Source organism: Stenotrophomonas sp. 62841_Sma (assembly GCF_056482945.1).
The window spans coordinates 1,213,569-1,232,160 of sequence record NZ_CM151224.1 but is presented as its reverse complement, the minus strand read 5'-3'; the positions used below and the strand labels follow the sequence as shown (position 1 = coordinate 1,232,160).

The window sequence follows — 18,592 nt, the reverse complement described above, 5'->3', positions numbered from 1 at the left end:
ATACTGCCCACGGTGACCGCGAAGCTTCAGCGCACCGGGGCTTTCGGCCCCAGCAACGCCAGCAGCACATAGACCACGATCGAGGCGACGGTGCCGAGCGCCGCCGGCAACCCGAATGCCCACGCCGAACGGCCCTGCTGGCACGCCCACTGGGCCAGATGCCAGGCCGCGCCCAGATTGATCAGCCAGGCAATGACGAACACCGGCCACAGCACCATGCCCAGGGCGCGCAGCAGGGGCATGGAGACCAACGCGGCAACGATCGCCGCGATCAGGAAGATCAGGGCGGAGCGGGAATGGCGGGGTACAGCCATGGTCACGTTATCAGCCATTAGAAGATGAAGTCCGCTTCCAGAATAACGCTGACTGACATTGGGTGCAGCAGGGGTCAGATTGGATGCCTGACATCAAGATCCTCGGATCTCTGACGAACCGCACGGCGGATACCGATACGCGGCAGTCGCCACGAAGCGCAAGGTGAATGCGTGGGAACACCGTGGATCAGGAAGGTGTACCCGCAGGTACACCCACTCGTCCAAGGAGCCACTTTGTGAAAATGATCTCTGCAGCCACCTTGATTCTCGCAGGCTCCGTGCTTTCCCCGTTCGAGGCACACGCGGTCCAGGTAGTCACCTGTGGCAACTGCACTCAATCCTGGCAATACGAATCCGCTGGCGAGATGGCTCATGGGTTCCGTCGTGGCTGGGAGGCCTACCTCGTGGTCAACCCCAACACCGCCCAAGCGCTTTACGTCACCGTCAACTACATTCCTCCTGGCGAGGTTCCCAGACGCCTCCACCAGGCCCCTTCCCAGGGCGATCTGGGAGTCGCTGCCGACATCAACGTTCCAAGCTGGCGCCTACCGAGCCAACCGGTGCTGACCCGGTATGGGCAAGGTGACTTCGATAGCAGTTCACAGGGCCTGGCAGACGGCGAACGACTTCAGCTTGAAGCGATCGTCCGCATGTCGAAAGAATGGGTGTTCATAAAACCCGTAAACGACAGCGGCTACTTCTCAAGCCTGCATGTCGCAAACCAGTTCATCCCCGCAGTGGACGATGCTATCCGAATCGCGCACACCGCAAACAATCCAGCCTGGCAACACGGGCAGATCAATGGAAACCTCATTGGCTCACTCTTCCGGTCGCTCGAGTACTTCTTCGGGAGAGGCGTTGGCGGCTGCCTGCTGATGGACAACGGCGACACCGCTTGCTGGCAGATCAATCCAATGGCAAGAGGGGCGGCTCGACTGATCAAAGACACCGCCAGGGATGTTTTTGGCCAGGCATTGCCTGAATCAGACACCATCAGGAATGGGGGACAGATTGATATTGATATCGACAAGGGGGATTGGCCACGTGAGATCCGCTACAACTTTAGTGGCGGCTATTACCGATGCGGATCGATAAACGGAAAGCTGGACCGCTGCGAATGGGTCCGTCCCCGCTAGGAGTTCCGTCATGAAGATATGGTTGCAGTTGGGATCGCATTCCCTGGTCGCCATTGCGTTCTCGCTTCTGGGAGCCTTTCACATCACCCATGGACTACCCAGTCTGAAGCAGCAGTACAGCGATGATCTTGCGATGTCCATCCACATGCTTTTCGACGAGGATGGTGAAGCAAGATCCCAGGCTGAACTGCAGTCCAGAATCTCATCCCACATCGTTAACATGCTGTTGCTCTCAGCCAGCTCATCGGCAAAATCGGATGCGGACAATGAGCGTTTGGCAACAATCAGCAAACGCGTTCTCGCACAGGACCTCCTGCGATACATCGAGCGTGACGATGTACGACACAACGCTGTCCTCGTCGCGGGCAACCTGGCTGCCGATTGAGCATGCGATGTCCGAAGTCTCCAAGCCCTGAGGTCGCCCCTTTTCCGACAGCAGTGAGCCGGAGCTCCCAAGCTCATTCAACCGGCACATCCAGCTCACCGCCTGGACGAAGCACCAGGGCACTTCTCCTGTAGCGAACGCACCATCACCAGCACACGGTGGCTGCGGTTGTCGGCTTCCTGCAGCGGCTTCCAGCCCAGCCGCGCGTACAGGCCGCCATCCAACGATTCGGTCTGCAGGTACAGTTCGGAAACGCCCATCCGCACCGCCTGCGCCGCGGCCTGTTCGACCAGCGCGCCAGCCAGCCCACGCCCGCGATGACTATCGGCCACGAACACGCTGCCCAGCCAATGCTCGTACTGCGGGAAGGCCTGCATTTCCCGGCGCTTGAGCTGCACGGCACCGACCACCTGGTCGCCATCGAAGGCGGCGATCAGGTGCGGGAAACCCTCGGCGTCCTGAGGTGTGTTCAGCCGCTGCAGTTCCTGTTCCAGCGACAGGCCGGCGTCGCGGCCCCATTCGGCGTGGTACCACCGGGCCAACTGCTGCCGTTCCGGTGCATCGGCGGGTAATACCCTGAATTCCATGGCAATGCCTCGATGGGGAAGCGTTCTGTAGAGTCGAGCCATGCTCGACTGATCTGGCACTGTGCGAAAGGCAGTCGAGCATGGCTCGACTTTACAAATATAGCGCGGTGGCGGTTCAGCCCTGGGCGAAGTCCTTCAGGATCTCGCCCACGCCGCTCGGCGAAATCTCAAAGCCCAGCGAAGTGCCCGGATTGATCACCACGCCATAGCCACCCGGCACGCGGCGCAGCACGTCCAGCATCAGCCAGCGGATCTGGTGATCGGCCTGCTGGCTGTAGATGCCCACCCGCGACGGGTCGGTGAACACGGCCACGTGCAGGGTGCCCTGCTTGTCGAACAGCAGCGGGTCGAAGCCGCTGCCGTCGGGAGTGACCAGGCTGCCGGTCAGCAGCACCACTTCGGAGGCGACGAAGGCCTCCATGAAGGCGCGGATCGGCACCGCCCCGTCCATCGCCGCCTTCAGCAGGGTTTCGATCGGGGTCTGCGGGGCGAGGTCGGTCATGGCGGTACGGCGGGGCGTGAGGGGTGCCTATTGTAGAGTCGAGCTTGCTCGACTGCTCGAAAAGCGTGCCAACCAAGGTTGGCACCCACCAGAGCGGTAGGCAGGAGCCAGGAATCCGGGGTTGCCAGCCAGCGGCCGGCACTACCGCCCCAGCCGCTGATCCCGCGCCTTCTGGTCGGCCATCGCCTTGTCCAGCTCAGCCTGCAATGCCGGCTGCTGCACGGCGGCGTCCAGCACGTAGACCTTCACGCCGTGCGCGGGCACGTCGGCCTTCAGGGAGGCATCCACCTGCAACGAACCGCCGTCCAGCGCATCGCGCCAGCGGCCCGCCTGCACGTAACGCGACACAGTGAGGGTCCTGGTCCGGTCGCCCTTGTTCAGCAGCACCAGCGCGGTCTGCGCCACGTCGCCATGCTGCAGCACGCGGAAGAACACCGCCTCATCACCCTGCAGGCGCTCGTTCACCTGCAGGCCACGCTGCAGCGCCGGCGTGGCTTCGCGCAATCGCGCGATACGCTGCAGCGGCGCGAAGATCGGACTTTCCGGTGCGGCGTCCACGCGCGGCTGGCCAAAGTAGGCACGATTGCCGGCATGCTCGGCGCGGCCGCGCATGAAGCCGGTTTCCGAGCCGTAATAGACCACCGGAATGCCGCGTGCGGTGAACAACCAGTTGTGCGCATCGATGAAGCCGCTGTCGCTGGCCTGCAGGCGCGGCATGTCGTGGTTGTCGTAGAAGCTCATCAGCTCATACGGGTTGGCGTACGGGCCACCGCTCAGGTGCAGCGGCTCGGCCAGGGTCTCGAAGCCCTTTCCGGCGGTGCCGAAGGTCTGCTCCAGTGCGCCGCGCAGCGGGAAGTCGAGCACGCTGACATTGGCGTTGGCCGGCCAGGTGTGTTCGGCGATGCTCGCGGCGTTGTAGTCGAACGCTTCGCCGAACATGAACATGCCCGGATGCTCGGCGCGGATGCGCTTCACGAAGGCATGCCACCACGGGTGCGGCAGCCAGCCGATGGTATCGATGCGCAGCGCATCCACGCCTTGTGCGGTCCACTGCAGGTAGGCGCCCACCAGATAATCCATCACCGCCGGATTGTCCTGGTTGAAGTCGGACAGCTCGGCAAGGTTGCCGTCGAAGATCGAGCCGTCCTTGCTGTCGACCGGACCGATGTTGTTGTAGAACGCGTGCAGCGGGTTGTGCTTCGGGTCCAGCTCCTGCGGCGGCAGGTTCTGGTGGTCGGCAATCAGTTTGCCGTCCTTGTCGAAGATCTGGCCGAACTGCGGCTGCCGTGTCGGCATGGTCCAGGCCGGCGAGCCGTGGTTGCCGACGATGTCCAGCACCACCTTCAGGCCTGCGCCATGCAGGCCCTTGGTCAACCCCGCGAAGTCCAGGTCCTTGCTGGGCAGGTGCTCATCGAGCTTGTAGAAGTTGATGCCCCAGTAGCCGTGGTAGCCGGTCTTGCCGCGATCGGTCAGCGTGCTGGTACAGCTGATCGCCTTGCTGCCGGTGAACGCCTCGTCCGGGTTGTCGATGATTGGCGTGATCCATACCGCGCCGAAGCCGAGGTTGCGGATGTACTGCGCATTGTCGAGCACGCCGCGGAAGTCGCCACCTAGGTAGCCGATATTGCCGTCCACCTTGTCCGGGCACGGCACCAGGATATCGAAGGTGCGGTGCTTGCCGCCCTGGTCGCGATGGTCGTTGGACGGGTCGCCGTTGACGAAGCGGTCGGTGACCACGAAGTACACCGCATCGCTAGCGAACGGCTCAGTGGTGCCGACGTAGTCCGGGCGCGGCGCGGCCGCCGCATGGCCGGCCAGCAGCACCAGGGAAACAGCAACAGACAGCGCACCACGCATCACACCACCTCCGGACGGGACGGAACCCGCAGCACGCACAGGCCGGCGACGAACAGGCTGCAGCCGCCCAGCACCAGCACATGCATCGGCTGGCCACCCAGCCAGGCGCGCAGGGCAAAGCCGAGGGCACTGGCCGCGACCAGCTGCGGGATCACGATGAAGAAATTGAAGATGCCCATGTACACGCCCATCTTCGATGCCGGCACGCTGTCGGACAGCAGCGCATAGGGCAGCGAAAGAATGGACGCCCAGGCGAAGCCGACGCCGACCATCGACAGCAGCAGCCAGTGCGGGTCGCGGATGAACATCAGCGAGACCAGGCCGGCGCCGCCCAGCCACAGGTTGACCAGGTGGCTCCAGCGCAGGCCGATCGCACGCACCATCGGCGGGATCAGTACTGCGGCCAGCGCAGCGAAGCCGTTGTAGGCACCAAACAGCACGCCCACCCAGTTGGCGCCCTCGTTGTAGGCCGCCGACTGCGGATCGGTCGAGCCGAAGTGGGTACCCGCCACCGCGGCGGTGGTGTAGATCCACATCGCGAACAGCGCGAACCACGAGAAGAACTGCACCCACGCCAAACGACGCATGGTCACCGGCATCGCGCGCAGGTCGCCGACGATGGCGGCCAGCATATGCGTGGCAGGCAAGGCACGCGCGGCCGCCAGCAGCAGGCCGTAGCCGGCGCACAGTCCTGCCAGCACATACAGCATCCTGTCGCCCTGCCGCCAGGCGATCAACAGCGCCAGCACCACGCCGAGCCCCAGCCACAGCGCCACCTGCGTCCACGGTGCGGGGCCACTGATCGCAGCCCCTGCGTGGTGCGCCGGCGGCTCGGCATCGTCAAACCCGGCCAGCTCCGCTGGCGAGTACTCGCGGGTGCTGACCACCGTCCAGGTGATCGCCGCCAGCAGCACCACCGCGCCGAAGTAGAACGCATAGCGCACGGTATCGGGCACTTCTCCGGCAGCTGCGGTATTGGCAACACCGAAGTGGGCCAGGATGAACGGCAGGAAGCTGGCGACGATGGCGCCCACGCCGATGAAGAAGCTCTGCATCGCGTAGCCGGCCGGCCGCTGGCGTGGTGCCAGCTGATCACCGACGAAGGCGCGGAACGGTTCCATCGACACGTTGATGGAGGCGTCCAGCACCCACAAGGTACCGGCGGCGATCCACAGCGTCGGCGAATTCGGCATCACCAGCAGCGCCAGCGTGGTCAGTACCGCACCGATCATGAAGAACGGGCGGCGACGGCCCCAGCGCGTCCAGGTGCGATCAGACAGGTAACCGATCACCGGCTGCACCAGCAGGCCAGTCAATGGCGCCGCGATCCACAGCCCGGGCACCGCGTCCATGTCCGCGCCCAGGGTCTCGAAGATGCGGCTGGCGTTGGCGTTCTGCAGGGCGAACCCGAACTGGATGCCGAGGAAGCCGAAACACATGTTCCAGATCTGCCAGAACGACAGCTGCGGTTTGGCGGGACGACTCATCGTGCGCCCTCTTCCATCGCCACCGGCGCCACCTTCAGCGCCTGCACCTGGGCCTGGTTGAGCACACCATCGCGCCCCCCCTTGCCGCCGGTGTAGTGCGCGAAGTGCTGCAGCGCGCTCATGTTGAAGCCCTCTTCAAGCGCGACCGTGCATTGCCCCTTGGGCACCGTGAATGTCGCCGAGGTCGAGTCCTGCATCGCCACGCTGTGCGGCAGGGTGACCGTATGCTGCTGCAACGGCTGGCCCGGGCACTGCAGCACCAGCTGCTTGACCGCAGCGGTGACGCCAGTGTTGATCGGCCCGTTCGGGTTACGGTACTGCAGGCGCAGGCGCACCTGCCCGGCCCTGGCCGAGGTGAACTGCCAGCGATCATCGCCCTTCAGCACCTGCTGCGGACCGACGCAGAGCGTCGGGCTGTGCAGTGATTCCAATGCACCCACGCGCCGGGTCAGGCTGAGGCAGTGCTGCAGGCCATCGTCGCTGATGTGCGCCGGGCCATTGCTGGCGGCGACATGCCTGCCGTCCTTCCATAGCGTCTGGTCAGCCGCAACCGGGACGCTCCAGCCAGTGCCTTTGCGGGTGGCCTGCGGCGCAGTCGGTGTAGCTGGCGCACGCGCGTTGGCATCCGCAGTCGTGGCAGAAAAACCGGTTGCGGCCGGGGCGGCGACCAGCTCCACCGTGGTGATCGTGCCACGCGTGGTGGTGCTGCCGGCCACCAGCAGGCCATCGCCCACGTTCTGCGGGCGCTCCAGCACATAGCGCTTGCCGTTGGCTTCCAGGGTGATGCGGGGGCGCGTGCCGAACAGCTCCGGCACCAGCACGGCCGGCAGCTTGGGCTGCACGCGGCCATCGTCCTGCACACCGAACACACCTTCAAGCACCATCGACAGGTAGCCGGCCACCGACCACAACTGGCGTTCGGAGTTGACCACCGGGCCGCTCAGCGCACCTTCCTCGACATGCACGGCCTGGCTGACCAGTTCGTAGTTTTCCATGTTGGAACCGGCCAGCGCCGCGCCCTGCATCAGCGAACGGATCTCAGCGGCGATGCGCGGTGCATCATCCAGCTGCCGTGCCGCACGCAGCGAGTAGGCACTGACGAACGGCCAGATCGCGCGGTTGTGGTAGATCGGCTGCTGCACCTCCTGCGGCCACACCACCGGGCTGCCGGCTGGCCCCATCGGGTAGGCAGCCAGTGCACGGCGCGCGCGCTCCGGCGGCAGCACCTCGGCGAGGATGCCCAGCGACAGGCCAAGCAGATCGACCTTGACGTAGGGCACCGGGTGCGCGGCTTCGCCGATGTAGCTCATGTACTGGCCCATGTCCTCGCGCCAGAAGCGCGCATCGATCTGCTGCGCCAGCGCATCGGCCCAGGCCTTGTAGTCGGCCGCGCGGGCATCACCATGTTGGCCGGCCAGGCGTTCGGCCAGGCGCAGTGCCTGGTAGTGCAGCACGTTGGTGGACAGTGCGTAGGAATCACCGATGAAGCGCACGTCCTCGCGGGTCCAGTCCGGATAGGTCTGCTCGCGCCAGTCCAGGAACGAGGTCTCGCCACGGTACAGGCCCATCTGCGCGTCGAACACCATCGCGCGGTCCTGCGCCAGCGTGCCCTGCAGCGCCTGCCAGACCTCGTCGGCAAACGCGCGATCCTCCAACAGGTGACGTGCCGCCAGGAACCACACCACGCGGTCGCTGCTGATCGGCCAGCTGCCGCCGGAACCGGTGTCCTGCGCCACGAACAGGCCGGGCGTATGGCCATCGCGCGCTGCCGAGAGCTTGAACTGCAGCGACTGCCGGGTGCGCTGCGGGTCCAGCCGCGCCAGCGCCAGATCGGCGGCGAAGCTGACATCGCGGGTCCACACGTAGGGCCAGCGCGCGCCGGTCTGGAAGCACTCGCATGGCACCGGCCGGCCTTCGTCGAACGCGGGATCGCGGATCGCATCCACGCGGTCCTGGTCCATCTCCTGCTGGGCCAGCGCGAACAGTGCATCGAACATCACGCTGCCGGTCTGGCTGCGCATCGGCATGGGCGCGATACGCACCTCACCGCGTCCCTCCGGTGTGCGCGCATGCAGCACATAGCTGCCGTTGGCAGCGGCTTCGGCGCGCGCATGGCGGCCGTCGAATTGCAGGTCGGCCGCCTGCGCGGTCGATCCCAGCGCTGCCCCCAGGGCAGCGGTCAGGCAAATGATCTTCAGCATCGAAGCGGCGGACCGGCTTGCGCCCGTCGGCCTCCCTCCCTCTCTGCACGCGTTGTAGGTCCGCACCGTCGTTGCCGGCGGGCGGGCGCGGCCCCTCCCTCAAGGTGCCTTGGCCCCATGGTAGACGCGGGGCTGTCGGCTGCGTCCAACTGCATACGTATTCATGGCGTTGCGCGGTAGCGGGCCTGCCGCGCTGGCTTATGGTCCGGGTCTGCCAACGGCGCCTTGGGAGGGGAAATGCCGATGTCACCCACTGCTGTACGCGCGGTGTTCGCGCACCTGCTCGGTCTGGCTCTGCTGGGCCTGGCCACGCTGGCGCAGGCCGCGCCGCAGGTGGCCAGCGTCGAATCACCGGGAAAGGTACTCAAGGTCAGCCTGGTGCTGGACGGTGGCACCGCGCGCTATCGCGTCGAGCGTTTCGGCGAGACCGTGGTGGAAGATTCGAAGCTGGGCTTTGCCTTGCGCGATGGCCGCCTGGACCGCGATTTCGCCCTGCTCGGCCAACAGCAACGCAGCGTCGATGACCGCTGGGAACAGCCCTGGGGCGAGCGCCGGATTACCCGCAACCGTTTCAATGAGCTGACCGTGCATCTGGCCGAGACCACCGGCAGCAAGCGCCGGCTCGATGTGGTGTTCCGCATCTACGACGATGGCCTCGGCTTCCGCTACGTATTCCCCGAGCAGCCGAACCTGCGCGAAGCCATCATCGATGACGAGCTGACCGAGTTCGCCATCGCACAGGATTCCACCGCGTGGTGGATCCCTGCCGGCGAACCGATCCACTACGAGTACCTGTACCAGCGCACGCCGTTGAATGAGGTGCCGTTGGTGCATACGCCAATGACCCTGCGCAGCCGCGATGGGCTGCACGTGGCGATCCACGAGGCCGCGCTGGTGGACTATGCCGGCATGTGGCTGCGGCGAACCGAGGGCCAGCGCCTGCGCGCGCAGCTCTCGCCCTCGGCCGAAGGCTGGAAGGTGCGCCGTGCCCTGCCCTTCGCCACACCGTGGCGCACGCTGCAGATTGCCGACCGTGCAGGTGGCCTGGTCGAATCAGACCTCATCCTCAACCTCAACGAGCCCAATGCACTGGGCGATGTGAGCTGGGTGAAGCCGGCCAAGTACCTGGGGGTGTGGTGGTCGATGCACCTGGACAACGAGAGCTGGGCGACCGGGCCGAAGCATGCGGCCACCACCGCCAAGACGAAGAAGGTGATCGACTTCGCCGCCGCGCACGGCTTCCGTGGCGTGCTGGTGGAAGGCTGGAATCCGGGCTGGGACGGCATGTGGGTGGGCAATGGCTACGACTTCGATTTCACCCGTGCCACGCCCGATTTCGACATTGAAGCGCTGTCAGCGTATGGCCTGAAGAAGGACGTGCATCTGATCGGCCACCACGAAACCGGCTGTGCCATCGAGCATTACGAGGACCAGCTGGGTACCGCACTGGACCTGTATGCGCGGCTGGGCGTGGACCAGTTCAAGACCGGTTACGTCTGCGACGACGGCCAGGTCGACCGCCGCAATCCCTCGGGCGGCCCGCTGTGGCGTGAGTGGCATGACGGGCAGTTCATGGCGCGCCACCATCTGACGGTGGTGCAGGAAGCAGCGCGCCGCCATCTGTCAGTGAACCCGCATGAGCCGATCAAGGACACCGGCCTGCGCCGCACCTATCCCAACTGGATCTCGCGCGAAGGCGCACGTGGCATGGAGTACAACGCCTGGGGCCAGCCGCCGAACCCGCCGGAACATGAGGTCAACCTGGTGTTCACCCGCATGCTGGCCGGGCCGATGGATTACACCCCCGGCATCCTCAGCCTGAAGGGCCGCCACGGCCAGGCCATTCCCAGCACGCTGGCACGCCAGCTGGCGCTGTACGTGGTGCTGTACAGCCCGATCCAGATGGCCGCCGACCTGCCCGAGCACTACCTGCAGCATCGCCAGGCATTCCGCTTCATCGAAGACGTCGCGGTGGACTGGGAGCAGAGCCGCGTGCTCGATGGCGAAGTGGGCGACTACGTGACGATCGTGCGCCGCGACCGCAACAGCCGCGACTGGTTCCTCGGCAGCATCACCGACGAGCACGGCCGTGTGCTGCCGGTGTCGCTGGGCTTCCTGGAACCGGGCGTGCGCTACCGCGCCGAGATCTACCGCGATGGCGAGGGCGCGGATTTCCGCAGCAATCCCTTCGCATTCGCGCGCGAAACCCGAGAGGTGACCAGCGCCGACGCACTGACGCTGGTGCTTGCGCCGGGTGGCGGGCAGGCCATCCGTTTCACGCCGCTTTGAATGCCCCGGTAGTGCCGGCCGCTGGCCGGCAACCCGGTGAACGCGATTGCCGGCCAGCGGCCGGCACTACCGCAAACAGAACCTGAAAGCGATTACATCCCTGCAAACGCCATTGAATACGTATGCAGGGTGATTCCCGCGAAGAACGCGCTGCCTACCATAGCGGCGACGACAGCGGCCACCGCGTCGCACGTCCACGGTCACTCCGGGACGTTCACGAATCGATCTGCAACATTGCCTGGGAGGGGAAAATGTTGAACCACAAGCGCAGCGCGCTGAGCATCGCGCTGGCCGTTGTCCTGGCGCCGACGCTGGCGTCGGCACAGTCCACGCAGAGCACCACCACGCCGGCCGCCACCGCCGCCACCAACCTGGATACGGTGCAGGTCACCGGCATCCGCCGCGGCATCGAGAACGCAATCGCGATCAAGCAGGACGCCACCTCGGTGGTCGAAGCGATCTCCGCCGAAGACATCGGCAAACTGCCCGACGTCAGCATCGCCGAATCCATCTCGCGCCTGCCCGGCCTGGCTGCCCAGCGCGTGGCCGGCCGTGCGCAGGTGATCAGTGTGCGTGGCCTGTCGCCCGACTTCGCCACCACCCTGCTCAATGGCCGTGAAGTGGTCAGCACCGGCGACAACCGCGGTGTCGAGTTCGACCAGTACCCGTCCGAGCTGGTCAACGGCGTGACCGTGTACAAGACCCCGGACGCGGCGCTGGTCGGCCAGGGCCTGTCGGGCACCATCGACATGCAGACCGCACGCCCGCTCAGCTTCGGCGAGCGCGTGATCGCGGTCAGCGGCCGCTACCAGAAGAGCTCCCTGGGCCGCGCTGCCAACATCGACCCGTATGGCAACCGTTTCAGCGCCAGCTACATCGACCAGTTCTTCGACAACACCCTGGGCATCGCCATTGGTTATGCGCACAGCGACATGCCGATCCAGGAGAACCAGGTCGGCCTGTACGAGCCCTGGACCACCGAACACACTGACAAGGGCGAGCGTCGCGGAATCGCACCTGGCACCTACTTCACCGATGGCATCAAGGCCCTGCGCCGCACCGGCAACAACAAGCGCGACGGCGTGATGGCAACGATCCAGTTCCGCCCCAGCAACAGCTGGACCAGCACCTTCGATGCGTTCCATACCGAAGCCGAGCAGATCGACACCGCCAACCAGTTCGAGCTGAGCCTCAGCGGCAACGGCGAGGACAGCAACAATCCCAACGCGATCCTGCCGGTGTTCAGCAATGTCGGCCGCAATGCCGATGGCAGCTTCACCGGTGGCACGATCAACAATGCGTACCCGCTGGTGCGCGGCATGTACAACAAGCGCAAGGACAAGATCGATGCGTTCGGCTGGAACAACGAGTTCAACGTCGGTGGCGTGAAGCTGGTCGCCGACCTGAACTATTCGAAGGCAACCCGCCGCGAGATCAACCTGGAGAACAACCTGCAGCTGGTGCCGCGCCCGCAGTTCGACACGATCGGCCTGGTGGTGAACAACAACAGCTTCTCGCAGATCACGCCGGGGCGCGACTATTCCAATCCGGACAGCCTGTTCCTGACCAACACGATCTATGGTTCCGGCTACGGCAAGGTGCCGGAGGTCGAAGACCGCTTGAAGGGCGCCAAGCTGGCGGCGACGCTGCCGGTTCCCGAGGCCATGTCCAGCTGGTTCTCGGATGTGGACGTGGGCGTGAACTATGCCGACCGTCGCAAGCAGAAGGCTCAGGCCGAAGGCAACATCCTGCTCGGCGCCCAAGGCGAATCCACCATCGCACCGGACCTGCAGTACCGCCCGGTCAACCTCGGTTTCGCCGGCATCGGCACCATCCCGTCGTGGAATGTGCCGGCAGCCGTCGGTCGTTACATGACCTTCAACCCGGTCGACAACCTGGACTACCTGATTCCAAAATCCTGGACGGTCGAGGAGAAGATCACCACGGCGTGGGCACGCCTGAACATCAACACCGACATCGGCGTGGTCGGCGTGCGCGGCAACATCGGCGTGCAGATGCAGCACACCGACCAGAGCTCGGATTCGCGCTACTGGGACAGCTCGCAGCCGGCGGGCAGCAACATCCAGCCCTTCTCTGCCGGCAAGACCTACAAGGATTGGCTGCCAAGCTTGAACCTGGTGTTCATGTTCCCGCACCAGCAGACGCTGCGCTTCGCCGCCGCCAAGCAGGTCGCGCGCCCGCGCGTGGACCAGATGCGTGCCGGCCTGGAATTCGGCGTGGATACCAACAACGGCCGCCCCGGTGGCAGCGGTGGCAATCCGCTGCTCGATCCGTGGCGCGCCACCGCGCTGGATCTGTCCTATGAGAAGTACTTCGGCGAGAAGGCCTACGTGGCTGCGGCGATCTTCTACAAGGACCTGAAGAGCTACGTCTACACGCAGTCGGTGGACAACTACGACTTCAGCGGCCTGCTCGGCAACTACGTGCCACCGCCGGGCATGACCGCACCGGTGCTGACCACCGGCACCTTCTCCACGCCGCAGAACGGCAAGGGCGGCACGTTGAAGGGGCTGGAGCTGACCGGGTCGTTCCCGCTGGAGATGCTGACCGACAGCCTGCGCGGCTTCGGCGTGCAGGCCAGCGCGACCTTCAACAAGAGCGACATCACCATCCTGGATCCGGAGAGTGCCTCCAGTGTGGGCACCGACCCGATCAGCCTGCCGGGCCTGTCCAAGCGCGTGTACAACTTCACCGCCTACTACGAGCGCAGTGGCTTTGAAGCACGCGTGAGCCAGCGCCGCCGCTCGGACTTCATCGGTGAGATCGGCAACTTCAACGGCAACCGCACGCTGCGTTACGTGGTGGGCGAGAACGTGACCGATGCACAGGTCAGCTACACCTTCAGCGACAGCAGCAGCCTGCGCGGGCTGACCCTGCTGCTGCAGGGCAGCAACCTGACCAACGAGCCGTACCGCACCTACGCCGGCAGCAAGGACCGCCCGCTGGAATACATCGAATGGGGCCGCACCTACATGCTGGGCGTGAACTACAAGTTCTGACCACGACCGGGTAGTGCCGGCCGCTGGCCGGCAGGGACTCATCGGAAACCCGCTGCGCAGGCAGCGGGTTTTCTTTTGCGCGGATGCCGGCCGTTGGTCGGCAAGGCCCATCCACGCATGGCGTGGATGCCTTTCGCCGGAAGCCCACCCACAAAAAAGGGACGGGGCGCTTCGGCCCCGTCCCCGCAAGTACCGCCACCGGAGAAAACGGTCAGCTGCGTCGGGCGCAATACACCGCACGCGGCGGCAGCTGGAGTTCATCACCCTGCACCGTGCCCGCATCCGGGCCCGGTACCGCCACCTGCTGCCAGTTGCCCGGCGGCAGCGGATGGCTCACCGCCTCGGCCGACAGGTTGAAGGCCAGCAGCAGGGTTTCATCTGCAAGCATACGCTCGAACAGCAGCACTGGCTCGGCGCTTTCGATGAATCGGATGCTGCCATGCAGGAGCGCCGGCTGGCTATGCCGCCAGGCCAGGAACCCCCGGAATGCGGCCAGGACCGAATCCGGGTCGCGCTCCTGCACCGTCACCGCCGCGGCGCGGTGCTCGGCCGGGATCGGCAGCCACGGCTGGCCCGTGGTGAAACCCGCCAGCGGCGCATCGGTCCACGGCAACGGGGTGCGACAGCCATCACGGCCCTTGAAGTTCGGCCAGAAGGTGATGCCATACGGGTCCTGCAGGGCCTCGAACGGCACCTCGGCCTCGGCCAGGCCCAGCTCCTCGCCCTGGTACAGGCAGACCGAGCCGCGCAGCGAGCACAGCATCGCCACCAGCATCCGCGCCAGGCGCGGGTCGGCCGGGTGGCCGCCCCAGCGGCTGACCGCCCGCTCCACGTCGTGATTCGAAACCGCCCAGCACGGCCAGCCTTCGGTCATCGCCGCTTCCAGCCGCGAGACCGTGTCGCGGATATAGGCCGCGCTGTAGTCGTCCACCAGCAGCTCGAAGCTGTAGCCCATGTGCAGGCGGCCATCGCGGGTGTACTCGGCGGTGGTGGCCAGCGAGTCCTCCGAGGAGATCTCGCCCAGGCTGACCGCCCCCGGGTACTCGTCCAGCAGCGCGCGCAGCCGCTCCAGGAACGGCAGGTTCTCCGGCTGGGTATTGTTGTAATAGTGGTACTGGTAGGCGTACGGGTTGTCCGGGCTGAAGCCGCGACCGAAGCGCTTCTCCGCCGGCTTGGCCGGGTTGTCGCGCAGCTGCGCGTCATGGAAGCAGAAGTTGATCGCATCCAGGCGGAAGCCATCCACGCCGCGGTCCAGCCAGAAGCGCACGTTGTCCAGGGTCGCCTGCTGCGCGTCCGGGTGATGGAAGTTCAGGTCCGGCTGGTCGACCAGGAAGTTGTGCAGGTAGTACTGCTCGCGGCGCGGCTCCCACTGCCAGGCGCAGCCGCCGAACAGCGACAGCCAGTTGTTGGGCGGCGTGCCGTCCTCGCGCGGGTCGGCCCAGACGTACCAGTCCGCCTTCGGGTTGCTACGATCCTGGCGGCTCTCGCGGAACCAGGCGTGCTCGATCGAAGTATGGCTCAGCACCTGGTCGATCATCACCTTCAGGCCCAGGCCGTGCGCCTTGGCCAGCAGGCGGTCGAAGTCGTCCAGGCTGCCGAACAGCGGGTCGACGTCGCGGTAGTCGGCGATGTCGTAGCCGAAGTCGGCCATCGGCGATTTGAAGAACGGCGAGATCCAGATCGCGTCCACGCCCAGCGTTGCGATGTGGTCCAGGCGCTGGATGATGCCCGGCAGGTCGCCTACCCCGTCGCCGTTGGCGTCAAGGAAACTGCGCGGGTAGATCTGGTAGATGACGGCTCCGCGCCACCATGGATAGTGCGACATCGACAGCCCCCCTCCGGGCGTGCGGGACCCGCCGGGAGCGGGCCGAAATCCTGATGCCGCAAGCTTAGCGGTGGCCTCACGGGCATGGCGCAACCTGCATACGTATTCACGCAGGCGGCATCCGCGGCCGGGCCGCGGACGCCGGCCTGCCCGGTTTGCGCCCGAATTCACAGGCAACGCCTATAATCAGCGATGAGCCTGAAAGCCTGATCGCATGACCATCACCGAAGACACCCGTCCCGCCCTGGGCCTGCCCCAGATCCAGTCGCTTGCCGCGGCCGACATGGCCGCCGTCGACGCCCTGATCCGGCGCCGCCTGTCCTCGGACGTCGTGCTGATCAACCAGATCGCCGACCACATCATTTCCGCCGGCGGCAAGCGCCTGCGCCCGATGCTGGTGATGCTGGCCGGCCATGCGGTCGGCCAGGCCGGCCCGGACCACCACCAGCTGGCGGCGATCATCGAGTTCATCCACACCTCCACCCTGCTGCACGACGACGTGGTGGACGAATCCAGCCTGCGCCGTGGCCGCAGCACCGCCAACGCCCTGTGGGGCAACGCGCCCAGCGTGCTGGTCGGCGACTTCCTGTACTCGCGCAGCTTCCAGCTGATGGTCGAGCTGGAGCGCATGTCGGTGATGCAGATCCTGGCCGATGCCACCAACCGCATCGCCGAGGGTGAAGTACTGCAGCTGCTGCACGTGCACAACCCGGATACCGACGAAGCCGCCTACCTGCGCGTGATCGAGCGCAAGACCGCGGTGCTGTTCGCCGCCGGCACCCGCCTGGGCGCGCTGGCCAGCGGCGTGGATGAAGCTACCCAGCAGGCCCTGTTCGACTACGGCATGCACCTGGGCTACGCGTTCCAGATTGCCGACGACGTGCTGGACTATTCGGCCAATGCCGAGGAGCTGGGCAAGAACCTGGGTGACGACCTCGCCGAGGGCAAGGCGACGCTGCCCCTGATCCACGCGATGGCCCACTCCGACAACGCCACCCGCGAGCGCCTGCGCACCATCGTGCAGGACGGCGACGCCTCGGCGATGCCGGAAGTGCTGGCCGCGATCCGCGCCACCGGCGGCCTCGAGTACAGCCGCGCGCGTGCCGAGGAATATGCCGAAGCCGCCGAGCGCGCGCTTGATGGCCTGGCCGACAATGATGCCGTGGCGGCCCTGCGCGGCCTGGCCCGCTACGCGGTGCAGCGTTCGCATTGATGGGTTGAGGCGTGCCGACCAACGGTCGGCACCCACTAAACCGGCATTCCGGTGGGTGCCGACCGTTGGTCGGCACGGAAACATCGGTGGCTGCCGACCGTTCGCATTGACCGCATTGTAGTGCCGGCCGCTGGCCGGCAACCTCATGATGCTGCGGATGTCACGGGAATGCCGGCCAGCGGCCGGCACTACCGCTGCACGGTTCAACGTTTCTCGAAGCGCTCCTCGAAGAACTCATCCAGCGCCTTCCACGCACGCTTCGCCGCGCGCTCGTTGTACTGGCAGCCCGGCGGGCTGTTGGCATCGCGCTCGGCAAAGCAGTGCACCGCGCCGCTGTAGTTGGTGAATTCCCAATCGACCTTGGCCGCGTTCATTTCTTTCTGGAAGCTGCCGATGTCCTCGGCGGTCACGCTGGTGTCGTCGGCGCCATTGAGCACCAGCACCGACGGGTGGCTGCCACCAGCCTGTGCCGGCAGCGGCGAACCCAGCCCGCCGTGCAGGCTGACCACCCCTGCCAGCGGCGCACCGGCACGGGCCAGCTCCAGCACCGTGGTGCCACCGAAACAGAAGCCCACCGCACCGATCCGGCTGGCATCCAGCGGTGCCTTGCCGGCCTGGGCCTTGAGCACGTTCACCGCCTCCAGCGCACGCGCACGCAGCAGCGGCCGGTCGTTGCGGAGCTTGGTCGCCACCGGCCCGGCCTCGGCATCGGTCTTCGGCCGCACGCTCTTGCCGTAGACATCGGCCACCAGCACCACATAGTCATCGCCAGCCAGCTGCTTGGCCTTCTCGATGGCCGACTCGTTCACGCCTTTCCAGTTCGGCACCATCACCAGCCCGGGGCGCTTATCGTTGTCGCCGTCGTCATAGACCAGCACGCCGCTGAAAGTCGTGCCCTGGTGCTTCCACTCCACCGGCTGCGTCTTCATCGCCGCCCACGCCGGCATCGCCGCCAGCCCCAGAACCACCGCCACACCGCATCGCCAACGATTCATGCGCCTGCTCCGCAAGAAAAAGGGGACGGAGGGGATTAAGCCGTATTCGCCCCTCCCGCGTCGCATTCTGCATTGGCGACGTGACGCAGGTGTGGTTGGATACGACTTAATCCCCTCCGTCCCCTTTTTTCGCATGAATCTTGTTGATCGCTTCCTGTCTGGCCTTGTTCCGCGTCTGCCTGCCGACGATGCCGCCCAGTGGGCTTGGGTCCAGGGCGCCAGCGCCGAAGACCTGCAGCGCCTGCGTGCGCAGTGGCCGCAGGTGCCGGACAGCCTGGCGGAACTGTTGTCCCGCGTGGATGGCACCCATTTCCGCGAGTACCCCGGCGGCGAGGTCTGCGTGCTGATGCTGGGTTCAGATGTGGGCGATTACCCCTACTACCTGCGCTCGGTCGCGCAGATCTTCGAGGACCAGCAGCAGTGGGACGACAGCATCCGTTCCATCTACGAAGAGTGGCTGGATGACGAGCCGGAGATCCTGGGTGAGGGCATCGACGCCGATCTGCCGATGAACCGCCGCCTGTGCTTCTCGCACTGCATGAACAACGGCGGCACCTCGATGCTGTACCTGGATTTTGATCCCGCGCCGGGCGGTGCGGTCGGCCAGGTGGTGCGCTACCTGCACGATCCGGACAGCTATGCGGTGATCGCGCCCAGCTTCGATGCGTACCTGCAGCAGCTGATCGAAGGCGGCTACGCGTTCATCGATGAGGAGCAGTAGATCCACGCCATGCGTGGATGAATTTCTCCGGAGGTTGCCGGCCAGCGGCCGGCACTACCT

At 65.8% G+C, this 18,592-nt stretch carries 14 protein-coding genes; 6 read left to right on the top strand and 8 right to left on the bottom strand.

The annotated features are described in order from the left end of the window. Positions 1 to 26 precede the first annotated feature (26 nt). Entirely contained in the window at positions 27 to 314 is a 288-nt protein-coding gene (locus ACZK5G_RS05770) for a hypothetical protein (RefSeq protein ID WP_478465613.1), read from the bottom strand. A 236-nt stretch (positions 315 to 550) separates the two neighbouring features. On the opposite strand from ACZK5G_RS05770, the gene ACZK5G_RS05765 reads away from it, so the two are divergent. After that, entirely contained in the window at positions 551 to 1,450 is a 900-nt protein-coding gene (locus ACZK5G_RS05765; protein ID WP_152905240.1) for a hypothetical protein, read from the top strand. 10 nt (positions 1,451 to 1,460) lie between these two features. Continuing rightward, positions 1,461 to 1,835: a hypothetical protein gene (locus ACZK5G_RS05760; protein ID WP_049422733.1), complete on the top strand. Its 375-nt coding sequence runs from the start codon at positions 1,461 to 1,463 to the stop codon at positions 1,833 to 1,835. A 95-nt stretch (positions 1,836 to 1,930) separates the two neighbouring features. On the opposite strand, the gene ACZK5G_RS05755 is transcribed toward ACZK5G_RS05760, so the two are convergent. The 5 genes from ACZK5G_RS05755 to ACZK5G_RS05735 all read right to left on the bottom strand — a co-directional run bounded on the left by ACZK5G_RS05755 (position 1,931) and on the right by ACZK5G_RS05735 (position 8,469). Next, the gene (locus ACZK5G_RS05755; RefSeq protein ID WP_478465611.1) at positions 1,931 to 2,422 is read right to left on the bottom strand and encodes a GNAT family N-acetyltransferase; all 492 of its coding nucleotides are present in this window, start codon (positions 2,420 to 2,422) and stop codon (positions 1,931 to 1,933) included. A 115-nt stretch (positions 2,423 to 2,537) separates the two neighbouring features. Further along, a complete protein-coding gene (locus ACZK5G_RS05750) occupies positions 2,538 to 2,924 on the bottom strand; it encodes an SseB family protein (RefSeq protein WP_071227802.1) in 387 nt (128 codons plus the stop codon). 141 nt (positions 2,925 to 3,065) lie between these two features. Then, positions 3,066 to 4,781, bottom strand: coding sequence for an alpha-amylase family glycosyl hydrolase (locus ACZK5G_RS05745; RefSeq protein ID WP_478465608.1), 1,716 nt, complete (start codon positions 4,779 to 4,781; stop codon positions 3,066 to 3,068). Then, entirely contained in the window at positions 4,781 to 6,268 is a 1,488-nt protein-coding gene (locus tag ACZK5G_RS05740) for an MFS transporter (protein ID WP_478465607.1), read from the bottom strand. Before ACZK5G_RS05740 ends, ACZK5G_RS05745 begins: the two co-directional genes overlap by 1 nt. Then, a complete protein-coding gene (locus tag ACZK5G_RS05735; protein ID WP_478465605.1) occupies positions 6,265 to 8,469 on the bottom strand; it encodes a glucosidase family protein in 2,205 nt (734 codons plus the stop codon). The genes ACZK5G_RS05740 and ACZK5G_RS05735 overlap by 4 nt, the downstream gene beginning before the upstream one ends. Positions 8,470 to 8,706: 237 nt before the next feature. On the opposite strand from ACZK5G_RS05735, the gene ACZK5G_RS05730 reads away from it, so the two are divergent. Beyond that, positions 8,707 to 10,758 carry a glycoside hydrolase family 97 protein gene (locus ACZK5G_RS05730; protein ID WP_478465603.1) on the top strand — a complete coding sequence of 684 codons (2,052 nt, stop codon included), beginning with the start codon at positions 8,707 to 8,709 and terminating at the stop codon, positions 10,756 to 10,758. Between the two features lie 251 nt (positions 10,759 to 11,009). Beyond that, positions 11,010 to 13,778 (top strand): TonB-dependent receptor, encoded by a 2,769-nt coding sequence (locus ACZK5G_RS05725; protein ID WP_478465602.1) that lies wholly within the window; start codon positions 11,010 to 11,012, stop codon positions 13,776 to 13,778. A gap of 211 nt (positions 13,779 to 13,989) precedes the next feature. On the opposite strand, the gene ACZK5G_RS05720 is transcribed toward ACZK5G_RS05725, so the two are convergent. Then, entirely contained in the window at positions 13,990 to 15,603 is a 1,614-nt protein-coding gene (locus tag ACZK5G_RS05720) for an alpha-glucosidase family protein (protein ID WP_478465601.1), read from the bottom strand. 214 nt (positions 15,604 to 15,817) lie between these two features. Between ACZK5G_RS05720 and ACZK5G_RS05715 the strand changes: the two genes are divergently transcribed. Then, positions 15,818 to 16,816, top strand: coding sequence for a polyprenyl synthetase family protein (locus ACZK5G_RS05715; protein ID WP_478465600.1), 999 nt, complete (start codon positions 15,818 to 15,820; stop codon positions 16,814 to 16,816). 203 nt (positions 16,817 to 17,019) lie between these two features. Here the strand turns inward: ACZK5G_RS05715 and ACZK5G_RS05710 are convergent, their stop codons facing one another. Continuing rightward, positions 17,020 to 17,811, bottom strand: coding sequence for a dienelactone hydrolase family protein (locus ACZK5G_RS05710; RefSeq protein WP_478465598.1), 792 nt, complete (start codon positions 17,809 to 17,811; stop codon positions 17,020 to 17,022). Positions 17,812 to 17,944: 133 nt separating this feature from the next. Between ACZK5G_RS05710 and ACZK5G_RS05705 the strand changes: the two genes are divergently transcribed. Next, positions 17,945 to 18,532 (top strand): SMI1/KNR4 family protein, encoded by a 588-nt coding sequence (locus ACZK5G_RS05705; RefSeq protein WP_285302803.1) that lies wholly within the window; start codon positions 17,945 to 17,947, stop codon positions 18,530 to 18,532. Positions 18,533 to 18,592 lie beyond the last annotated feature (60 nt).

What these genes read in the sequence shown, in the direction of transcription:
- ACZK5G_RS05770 (WP_478465613.1), bottom strand. Translation starts at nt 314, where the DNA reads ATGGCTGTACCCCGCCATTCCCGCTCCGCCCTGATCTTCCTGATCGCG.
- ACZK5G_RS05760 (WP_049422733.1), top strand. Translation starts at nt 1,461, where the DNA reads ATGAAGATATGGTTGCAGTTGGGATCGCATTCCCTGGTCGCCATTGCG.
- ACZK5G_RS05755 (WP_478465611.1), bottom strand. Translation starts at nt 2,422, where the DNA reads ATGGAATTCAGGGTATTACCCGCCGATGCACCGGAACGGCAGCAGTTG.
- ACZK5G_RS05750 (WP_071227802.1), bottom strand. Translation starts at nt 2,924, where the DNA reads ATGACCGACCTCGCCCCGCAGACCCCGATCGAAACCCTGCTGAAGGCG.
- ACZK5G_RS05745 (WP_478465608.1), bottom strand. Translation starts at nt 4,781, where the DNA reads ATGCGTGGTGCGCTGTCTGTTGCTGTTTCCCTGGTGCTGCTGGCCGGC.
- ACZK5G_RS05740 (WP_478465607.1), bottom strand. Translation starts at nt 6,268, where the DNA reads ATGAGTCGTCCCGCCAAACCGCAGCTGTCGTTCTGGCAGATCTGGAAC.
- ACZK5G_RS05735 (WP_478465605.1), bottom strand. Translation starts at nt 8,469, where the DNA reads ATGCTGAAGATCATTTGCCTGACCGCTGCCCTGGGGGCAGCGCTGGGA.
- ACZK5G_RS05730 (WP_478465603.1), top strand. Translation starts at nt 8,707, where the DNA reads ATGCCGATGTCACCCACTGCTGTACGCGCGGTGTTCGCGCACCTGCTC.
- ACZK5G_RS05725 (WP_478465602.1), top strand. Translation starts at nt 11,010, where the DNA reads ATGTTGAACCACAAGCGCAGCGCGCTGAGCATCGCGCTGGCCGTTGTC.
- ACZK5G_RS05720 (WP_478465601.1), bottom strand. Translation starts at nt 15,603, where the DNA reads ATGTCGCACTATCCATGGTGGCGCGGAGCCGTCATCTACCAGATCTAC.
- ACZK5G_RS05715 (WP_478465600.1), top strand. Translation starts at nt 15,818, where the DNA reads ATGACCATCACCGAAGACACCCGTCCCGCCCTGGGCCTGCCCCAGATC.
- ACZK5G_RS05710 (WP_478465598.1), bottom strand. Translation starts at nt 17,811, where the DNA reads ATGAATCGTTGGCGATGCGGTGTGGCGGTGGTTCTGGGGCTGGCGGCG.
- ACZK5G_RS05705 (WP_285302803.1), top strand. Translation starts at nt 17,945, where the DNA reads ATGAATCTTGTTGATCGCTTCCTGTCTGGCCTTGTTCCGCGTCTGCCT.